The sequence below is a fragment of the Tychonema sp. LEGE 06208 genome, from assembly GCF_015207505.1.
Lineage (GTDB): Bacteria > Cyanobacteriota > Cyanobacteriia > Cyanobacteriales > Microcoleaceae > Microcoleus.
In genome coordinates, this window is record NZ_JADEWT010000176.1 from 1 (window position 1) to 8,737 (window position 8,737).

The 8,737-nt window shown below is 46.3% G+C and carries 8 protein-coding genes; 5 read left to right on the top strand and 3 right to left on the bottom strand.

Annotated elements, in window-relative coordinates; translation table 11 throughout:
• Window positions 1–176 precede the first annotated feature (176 nt).
• The 5 genes from IQ263_RS27045 (at window position 177) to urtE (ending at window position 5,071) form a co-directional block, all read left to right on the top strand.
• On the top strand, window positions 177–1,337 hold the full coding sequence (locus IQ263_RS27045; RefSeq protein WP_194071144.1) for an ABC transporter permease subunit: 1,161 nt from the start codon (window positions 177–179) through the stop codon (window positions 1,335–1,337).
• 26 nt (window positions 1,338–1,363) lie between these two features.
• Complete coding sequence (urtC, locus tag IQ263_RS27050) at window positions 1,364–2,506, top strand: urea ABC transporter permease subunit UrtC (protein ID WP_194071145.1); 1,143 nt, start codon at window positions 1,364–1,366, stop codon at window positions 2,504–2,506.
• Between the two features lie 91 nt (window positions 2,507–2,597).
• A complete protein-coding gene (locus IQ263_RS27055) occupies window positions 2,598–3,326 on the top strand; it encodes a TIGR00266 family protein (protein ID WP_194071146.1) in 729 nt (242 codons plus the stop codon).
• A gap of 146 nt (window positions 3,327–3,472) precedes the next feature.
• Window positions 3,473–4,219, top strand: coding sequence for an urea ABC transporter ATP-binding protein UrtD (gene urtD, locus IQ263_RS27060; protein ID WP_194071147.1), 747 nt, complete (start codon window positions 3,473–3,475; stop codon window positions 4,217–4,219).
• Between the two features lie 153 nt (window positions 4,220–4,372).
• Complete coding sequence (urtE, locus tag IQ263_RS27065; protein ID WP_194071148.1) at window positions 4,373–5,071, top strand: urea ABC transporter ATP-binding subunit UrtE; 699 nt, start codon at window positions 4,373–4,375, stop codon at window positions 5,069–5,071.
• 361 nt (window positions 5,072–5,432) lie between these two features.
• On the opposite strand, the gene IQ263_RS27070 is transcribed toward urtE, so the two are convergent.
• The 3 genes from IQ263_RS27070 to IQ263_RS27080 all read right to left on the bottom strand — a co-directional run.
• Window positions 5,433–6,140 (bottom strand): pentapeptide repeat-containing protein, encoded by a 708-nt coding sequence (locus IQ263_RS27070; protein ID WP_194071149.1) that lies wholly within the window; start codon window positions 6,138–6,140, stop codon window positions 5,433–5,435.
• A gap of 77 nt (window positions 6,141–6,217) precedes the next feature.
• Window positions 6,218–6,688 carry a chemotaxis protein CheW gene (locus IQ263_RS27075; protein ID WP_194071150.1) on the bottom strand — a complete coding sequence of 157 codons (471 nt, stop codon included), beginning with the start codon at window positions 6,686–6,688 and terminating at the stop codon, window positions 6,218–6,220.
• A gap of 107 nt (window positions 6,689–6,795) precedes the next feature.
• Window positions 6,796–8,737, bottom strand: a 1,942-nt coding sequence (locus IQ263_RS27080) for a hybrid sensor histidine kinase/response regulator (RefSeq protein WP_194071151.1), incomplete at its 5' end; no start/stop codon positions are given.

Below are 8,737 nucleotides of genomic sequence, written 5' to 3' on the forward strand. Positions count from 1 at the left end.
GCCATACACAATATATATGAGCAACAGCTTAGGAGGTATTTAAGTTATTAAATTTTCGTTCCTAAGCAAAGTAGAAGTCAATCGTGAAATCGGAAGTTTGTAGGCTGCTTGGGAGTGCACCTTACCTTTATACAAAAAATCGCGACATCAAATATCGAAAAATAGGAGGATAAAAAGTGCTGAGTGGCTTATTGGACGGTGTATTCAACGGCATTAGCATCGGCGCTGTTTTACTAATTGCAGCCCTGGGATTAGCGATTATTTTCGGGTTGATGGGCGTGATTAATATGGCTCACGGCGAATTGATGATGCTGGGGGCTTATACAACTTTCGTAGTGCAGAATGTCTTCAAAGGTATCGGAGGATTTGCCTTTGAAATGTATATTTTATTTGCCATTCCCCTAGCTTTCTTAGTAGCGGCGCTGGTAGGATTAATTCTCGAACGCGGAGTGATTCGCTATCTCTACGGGCGGCCTCTAGAAACTTTGCTGGCGACGTGGGGCGTAAGTTTAATTTTACAGCAGTTTGTCCGCAGTGTTAGTTGGGTTTTGGTAGCGGGAATTGCGGTGTTTTGTTTGCTATTTTTTGGCGGGTTGCAGGTGCTGAAGCGACGCCCGGATTTCGATCGCATTCGCAAGGGAATTATCGCCATAATTTTACCTTTGTCTTTGGGTATTTCTTGGGCTGTCAGCGCACTTTTAAGCAAAACTTACAAACTCGCAGTAACTAAACCTTGGTTTGGCGCTCAAAACGTCGATGTGACTGCGCCTGCATGGCTGCGCGGCGGCATCCCGCTGGGCAATTTTCAACTCCCCTACGCCAGACTTTTTATTATTGCGCTGACAGGAGTTTGTTTGGCGGGAATTTACCTATTTTTGCAAAAGTCTGTGTGGGGATTGCGGATTCGCGCTGTGACGCAAAATCGCAGCATGAGCGCTTGTTTGGGCATACCTACCGAGAAAGTAGATGCGCTGACTTTTGCTTTGGGTTCGGGGTTGGCTGGTGTTGCTGGCTGCGCGATTAGTCTGATTGGTTCGGTAGGCTCAAATACCGGACAAAATTATATTGTCGATACCTTTATGGTTGTGGTTGTGGGCGGTGTCGGCAAGATTGTGGGGAGTGTGGTTGCTGCAATGGCGATCGGCACTGCAAATTACCTGATCGGCTCTGGGACATTAGCATTAATGTTTGCTCCTATCAAGCCCTTAGCTGATTTTTTCACATTTTTCGCCACCACCAGCATGGCAAAAGTGATGGTATTTGCCTTAATTATGGCTTTTTTGCAAGTGAAGCCGGGAGGAATTTTTCCGCAAAAAGGACGCACTGTTGAGAATTAACAACTACAGCTTCGATCGCCAAAAAAATGAAAAATACACAAAAAAAGGCACGGCTAAAAGAAGCAGCAATTGTAGGGGCGATCGCCCTAACATTCATATTGCTCGTCCCAGGAATAGTTCCTGACGCTCGTCTCAACCAATTGGGCCGATTTTTAGCACTAGCAATTGCAGCCCTCGGCATAGACTTAATCTGGGGATACACAGGTTTGCTCAGTCTGGGACACGGCGTATTTTTTGCCCTAGGTGGCTACGCCTTCGCCATGCACCTAAAACTGCAAATTCCCCCAAGCGCCAGCACTCAACTGCCCGAATTTATGAGTCTCTACGGCGTTACTGAACTGCCTTGGTTTTGGCAACCATTCTATTCATTTCCCTTCTCAGTCGTCGCAGTATTCCTCATCCCCGCCATCTTGGGCGGACTTTTAGGTTACTTAGTATTCCGCAATCGAATTCGAGGCGTTTACTTTTCAATTCTCACCCAAGCAGCAACCATTGTATTTTTTAACTTTTTCAACGGCCAGCAAAAACTGATTAACGGCACCAACGGACTCACCGACTTTAAAACCCTATTCGGAGCCTCAGTAAATAGTAGAGACACTCAATATATTTTCTACATTCTCACCATACTATTTCTAGTAGCAACCTACCTCCTCTGTCGGTGGCTGACAAGCGGGCGTTTCGGGCGGTTGCTAGTAGCAATTCGCGACGACGAAGTGCGCCTGCGTTTCTCAGGTTACAATCCCACAGGATACAAAGTTTTAGTATTTGCAATTTCCGCCGGTTTAGCCGGAATAGCAGGCGCTTTATTCACCGTACAAACCGGAATTATTTCCCCGAAAGCAATGGATATTGCATTTTCCATCGAAATAGTAATTTGGGTAGCCGTAGGAGGGCGCGCCACTTTATCTGGGGCCATATTGGGAGCGCTGCTAGTCAACTTTGGCAAGAGTTTCTTGAGCGAACAATTTCCTGAAGTCTGGCTATTTTTTCAAGGCGCGCTATTTTTAATAGTAGTCACAGTCCTGCCCGACGGCATAGTCGGATGGCTGCAAAATAAAGATTTTGAACACATCCGCCGCCTGTTCAAAAAACCAAAGTACGCATCAACTTACCCCAGCCTGGAACAAGACCCCGAAGTACAGCGAGAAAAAGAAGAACTTGAACATTGAATGCTAAAAAATGATATCTGGTATGCTTGCGAATTTCCAACTAAAGATTTTGTAGTAAAATAACTCAATTATTTAACATGAGGGGAAACAGATGGCAGATATTATTGACTACAAAATCTACGGCGACGATTTGCAACTGATTGAAATTGAACTCGACCCCAGAGAAGGTGTCAGAGCTGAAGTGGGAGCCATGACATACATGGAAGGCGACATCCAGATGCAAACAGCCACAGGTGGTGGCATATTTCAAGGTTTCAAACGGATGCTGACAGGGGAAAGTTTTTTTATTAGCACCTTTGTCAACAGCGGAAATCGCAAGGCCCGCGTCGCTTTTGCCGCCCCCTATCCTGGGAAAATAATTCCCCTCGATTTAGGTAAACTTGGTGGCAAATTTCTGTGTCAAAAAGACTCATTTCTCTGTGCGGCAAATGGGATTGACATTGATGTAGCTTTCACCAAGCGACTCGGTGCTGGTTTCTTTGGCGGAGAAGGCTTTATTCTGCAAAAATTGCAGGGTGACGGCCTCGCTTTTGTTCATGCGGGAGGAACAATAGTTGAGAAAAATTTGGGAGTTGGCGAAGTGTTGCGAGCGGACACTGGTTGTTTGGTCGCTTTTGCGCCGACTGTAGATTACGATATTCAGTTTGTGGGCGGCTTTAGAAATGCTTTATTTGGTGGCGAAGGCTTGTTTTTAGTCAAGCTAACCGGGCCTGGCAAAGTGTATTTGCAAAGTCTGCCACTCTCGAAATTGGCTGAGCGAATTATGGCGGTAAATCCAGCTCCTTTAACGAGCAGTTCTAGCAGTTCTAGCTTCGCGTAAAAGGTTTGTAGTGAGGACTTTAGTCCGCATTCAGGCTAAATCTGTAAGAAGCAACTCAAGTTCTTACTCCAAATATTCAGTAATAAAAGACTAAAGCCCTTACTACAAATATTCAAGAAATATTCAATAAAATTTCTGACAAATACATGAACCAAAAAGTATTAGAAATCGAAAACTTGACTGTTAGCTTTGACGGTTTCAAAGCCATTAACAATCTGAATTTTAGTATGGATGCGGGCGAACTGCGAGTTATCATTGGCCCCAACGGTGCGGGGAAAACAACTTTTCTCGACTCGATTACCGGGAAGGTGCAGCCGACGGAAGGGCGGGTAATCTTTAAAGGTCGCAATTTACGCAAATTGTCGGAATATCAGATTGCTCGCCTCGGTATTGGCCGCAAGTTTCAGACGCCGCGAGTTTACTTGAATTTAACGCCGAGGGAAAATTTAGAGCTATCTTGCAACGGCAATAAAAATGTATTTCCTACTCTGTTTAAGGGTTCTCCTGTGGCGGAAAAGCGCACGGTTGCTGGTTTGTTAGAAACAATTGGTTTAGTTGCTAAAGCTGATGTTCATGCTGGTTTGCTTTCTCACGGGGAAAAGCAGTGGTTGGAAATTGGGATGTTGGTGGCTCAATCTCCCGATTTGTTGTTGGTTGATGAACCTGTGGCTGGTTTGACTGATGAGGAAACGGCGCTGACTGGAGATTTGCTGATTTCGCTGGCCGAAAGTCATTCGGTGTTAGTGATAGAACACGATATGGAGTTTGTGCGGCAAATTGCTCAAAAGGTGACGGTTTTGCATCAGGGTGCTGTTTTGTGTGAAGGAACGATGGATGAGGTGCAAAATGACGATCGCGTTATTGAAGTATATTTGGGAAAACCAGAAGAGTAGTCATTAGTCATTAGTCATTAGTCATTAGTCATTAGTCATTCGTCATTAGTCATTAGTCATTAGTCATTAGTCATTCGTCATTATAAAAATAACAGTTAACAGTCAACAGTCAACAGTCAACAGTTAACAGTCAACAGTCAACAGTCAATAATTATGCTGCAAGTTTCTGATTTGAATGTTTATTACGGCGAAAGTCACATTTTGCGCGGTGTCGATTTAAGTGTTAATGCGGGGCAAATGGTTTGTTTGATCGGCCGCAATGGTGTTGGTAAAACTACGATGCTAAAAACGCTGATGGGGTTGCTGCAACCCCGCAGCGGTAAGATTAATTTTGGCGGTGAGTCGATTGTTTCTAAGTTGACTCACCAGCGGGCAAAGTTGGGCATCGGTTACGTGCCTCAAGGGCGGGAAATTATTCCTAGGTTGAGTGTTAAAGAAAATTTGTTGTTGGGTTTGGAAGCGAAACCAATTGCGGTTAAAAATCCTAAAATTCCTGATGAGATTTTTGATTTGTTTCCGGTTTTGAATACTATGCTCGATCGCATGGGGGGTGATTTGAGCGGGGGACAGCAGCAGCAGTTGGCGATTGCTAGGGCTTTGATGGGTGAGCCGAAATTGCTAATTTTGGATGAACCGACGGAGGGGATTCAACCGTCTATTATTTTGGATATTGAGGCTGCGGTGCGTCGGGTGATTGCGACTAGGGGTATTTCAGTTTTGTTGGTGGAGCAGCATTTGCATTTTGTGCGGCAAGCTGACTGGTATTATGCTATGCAAAAAGGGGGAATTGTGGCTTCGGGAAGCACTAGCGAATTGAGCGATGAGGTGATTCAGAGGTTTTTGGCTGTTTGAATCGAAGGAAGAAGTTCGGCAACGGATTATGTAACGGATGTAACGGATGTAACGGATGTCCGTCGGAAGATGGAAGATGGAAGATGGAAGATGGAAGATGGAAGATGGAAGATGGAAGATGGAAGATGGAAGATGGAAGATGGAATTGGTGTCAATTTTATGTGAAACTTAACTGGTTCCAAGGCAGAGCCTGGGAACCCATATCAGCGAGGCTCTGCCTCGATTGTGAAAGAGTAATGAGGAGGCAGAGCCTCCATATCTTCGTTACCAGGCAGAGTCTGGTGACAAGTAAATGGAATTAAATGCTTTGATGCAGTTGCTTGGTAAAAAAAACTGGTTTCTGCTTCTAGAAAAAATTCTGTTATTGCTTTTTGCTGCCGTCTGGCATTGTTGTACCTCCCATGCTGGCTCTGTCCAAACTGGCTCCGTCGATGTTAGCATTGCGGAGGTTGGCATTTGACAGGTTGGCATCTCTGAGGTCGGCAAATCGCAAATCTGCGCCGTCTAAATTGGTTCCTGTCAAGTTGGCTTTTCTGAGGTTGGTGTTGCTAATTCTTGCTCCTATTAATTCGACTCCGCTTAAGTCGGCGCGAGCTAGATTGGTGTTGACAAAATCTGAAATCTCGAAGCGACTTCCGCTGAGGTTGGCGTCTGATAAATCTGCTCCTGTGACGATCGCATTTTTTAAGCGCAGGTTAACTAATTTTACGGCTCGGAGGTCGCAGCGGACGCAGCTTTGGGTTAGTAACAGGGTTTCGACGTTGGCGTTGATTTGGTCAATTTGTTGCTGGGAGAATTTTTCGGCAAATTCTGGGGAGACGTAGCCGAGGTTTTTGGGATCCTCTGCTTTTGGTTGGGTTGTTGGTGTTTGGGGTGTTGGTGGTTGACTTGTTGGGGGTTGGAGTGTTGGTGGTTGGGGTATTTGTGGTTGGATGATTTGTGGTTGAGGTGTTTCTGGTTGGGGTGTTGGTGTTTGGGCGATCGCCCTTTGTTGCAGCCCCGCTTGCGGATATCCTAGAGTAGCGGCAAACATTAACAGGGCGATCGACAATCTTGTAAATTTTTTCATAATTTTTTTTCCAAATACACCATTCCCTATTGTATTGCGTAGCGTGCATTCAGCAAGAAAGCTGTGCTCACATACATTTAGTTAAATAAATCTAAATTTAGATAAAAGACTTCAGAACCGTCGGGTGCGCGAATCAACTTTTCTATTACCGGAGGCAGTTGTTGTTGGCGGTACAATTCGGGAATTTCGCAGAAGCTTTCTTCGGGAACTTCCAAGATTTTTGGCATATCAGGAATGGGAATTCCCAAGCGATCGCTTTTATTTAAACTGCAAACAATCAGGTAGTTGAAGTCAGCAAGAGTGCGACTGCTGGGAAATATTTTGGATAAGTTAATCAGGGTAATCAATTCTTCTTGATGTCGCACTAAACTTTGACCGCTATCTAAAAAACCGTAGGGATTAAAGTCTTTGACAACGCGCTGGACTTTTTCAATGGGAACTGCATAATTAACGTTTCCGAGTTCAAAGGAAACAAGTTTTCGAGGGGGGGTTCTGACAGCACCTTGTTTTTGGCTGCGAAAACGGCGATTGTAATTGGCGTGAGTCATTCGATTTTAGATTGAAGATTAATGAACCGCGAAGGCGCTAAGAACGCAGTACGCGAAGCGGCGCGTAAGCGCTAGGAAGAGGAAGAAGAAGATGCTGTTTGGATTATTTAATGTTTGATTAATTTGGGGATGGCTTCTAAAAGTTGGGCTTCGCTGTAAGGTTTGGTGAAATATTTATTTGCGCCTAATTCCATTGCCATTTGCCGATGTTTTTCGCCGCTGCGGGAGGTCAGCATGGCTACAGGGATTTTAGCAAACCGCTGGGTCGATCGCATCGATCGCAACAATTCAAATCCATCCATCCGGGGCATTTCAATATCCACAATGGCCAAACTGCAATCAAGACCGTTTTGCAGCTTTTCCAAAGCATCCAGCCCGTCTTTAGCCTGCACGACTCGGTAGCGGGCACGAGTCAGCATCAGAGACAGCAACTGCCGAATTGTATAGGAATCGTCCACTACCAAAATCTGGGGTGACTGACTCGAACTCGGCGCCATATGTGGCGTTGTACCGGACACAGGGGCGATCGCACTATTGGACAAAGGTTGACCTACCAAATCATCCACATCCAAAATAGTCACAACTTTGCCGTCCCCCAAAATCGTACTCCCCAAAACCCCGCGAGGCTTGGATAGAGGTGGCGGCAAGGGTTTAACCACAATTTCCTGCTGGCCGATCAGACGTTCCACTGCTACCGCCAGCATTCCTTCGCTAGAAGCCAAAACCAGGACGGGAATGTGATCTTGAGTCAAAGGGTCTGGGGAGGGGCCATCGGGCCCGAGGACGCTATATTCGAGCAAATCTTGCATCCTCACCAAACGAATAAATTCCTCCCGCCACCACAGCATCGGCTGATTGCCGGCGGTGTGAACTTCCGAAGCTTTGATGTGGAGAATCTCCTCGACTGCATCCAGCGGTACTGCTATTTTATTGCGATCGGTCTTCACCATCAAAGCGTCAGTAATCGACAGCAACAGCGGCAGCTTGATGATAAAGTTTGTACCTTTTCCCAGGCGAGAGTCCACCTTTACCGTTCCCCGCACAGTCCGCAAATTCGTTCGCACCACGTCGAGTCCGACTCCCCGCCCCGAAAGGTCGCTGACCCCTTCTGCGGTGCTAAAACCAGGCCAAAACAGAAAATCGTAGAGTTCGGCAATGGAAAATTCTTGAGCTTGTTCCTCTGTCGCTAAACCCTTGTTGACAACCTTGCGGCGGATGATTTCCGGGTCAATGCCTTTTCCGTCATCGGCGACAGTAATAATAGTTTGGCCGCCTTGGTGGCGGGCTGCTATTTCAATTTGACCGCTGGCGGGTTTGCCGCTGGCTTGCCGAACTTCGGGAATTTCGATGCCGTGGTCGAAGGCGTTTCTCACTAAGTGTATTAAGGGGTCGCGCAAAGCATCGAGCAAACTTTCGTCAATTTTGGTATCTCTTCCCACTAACAGGAGGTTGACATCTTTATCGTAAGTGAGACACATATCCCGAAGCGCTCGGGGCAAGTGGTCTACGGCGCGGCTGAAACTCACGACTCGCAACTGCATGACGCGGCTGCGGAGTTGTTCGGTAATGCGGCGCAGTTGGTCGGTACTGCGCTCGAATTTCATGGCTAGGAGGTCTAATTTGGTGGCGGATTGTGAAATTGCTTGGGCGGTTTCGATGACTTCTGCGGCTGTAGAGTGGAACTCTGTATAACGATCCATCTCTAAGATATCAAAGTGAGCATGGGTCAGAGAGGATTTACTGTTAGCGATCGCCGGAAATTCTATTTCAGATCCTGCAATTTTTCCCAATCCCGCATTGCCGTTTCCCCCTCTCCAATCGGCAAAACTCAGTCTGTCGTATTCTTCTCGCAACTGGCCGCCGAATTGGTTCAAATCTACGATACTGCGGCGGATGCGCTTGACTTCGCCGCGCAGTTCGGATTCTTGAAGTTCCAAATTTGTACGGTTGATGACTAATTCTCCGACGAGGTTCACCAATTCTGTTAAGCGTTCTAAGTCTACTCGGATTGTCGGTCTTTGGAGGTTGGGGAGTGGGGGAGTGGGAGAT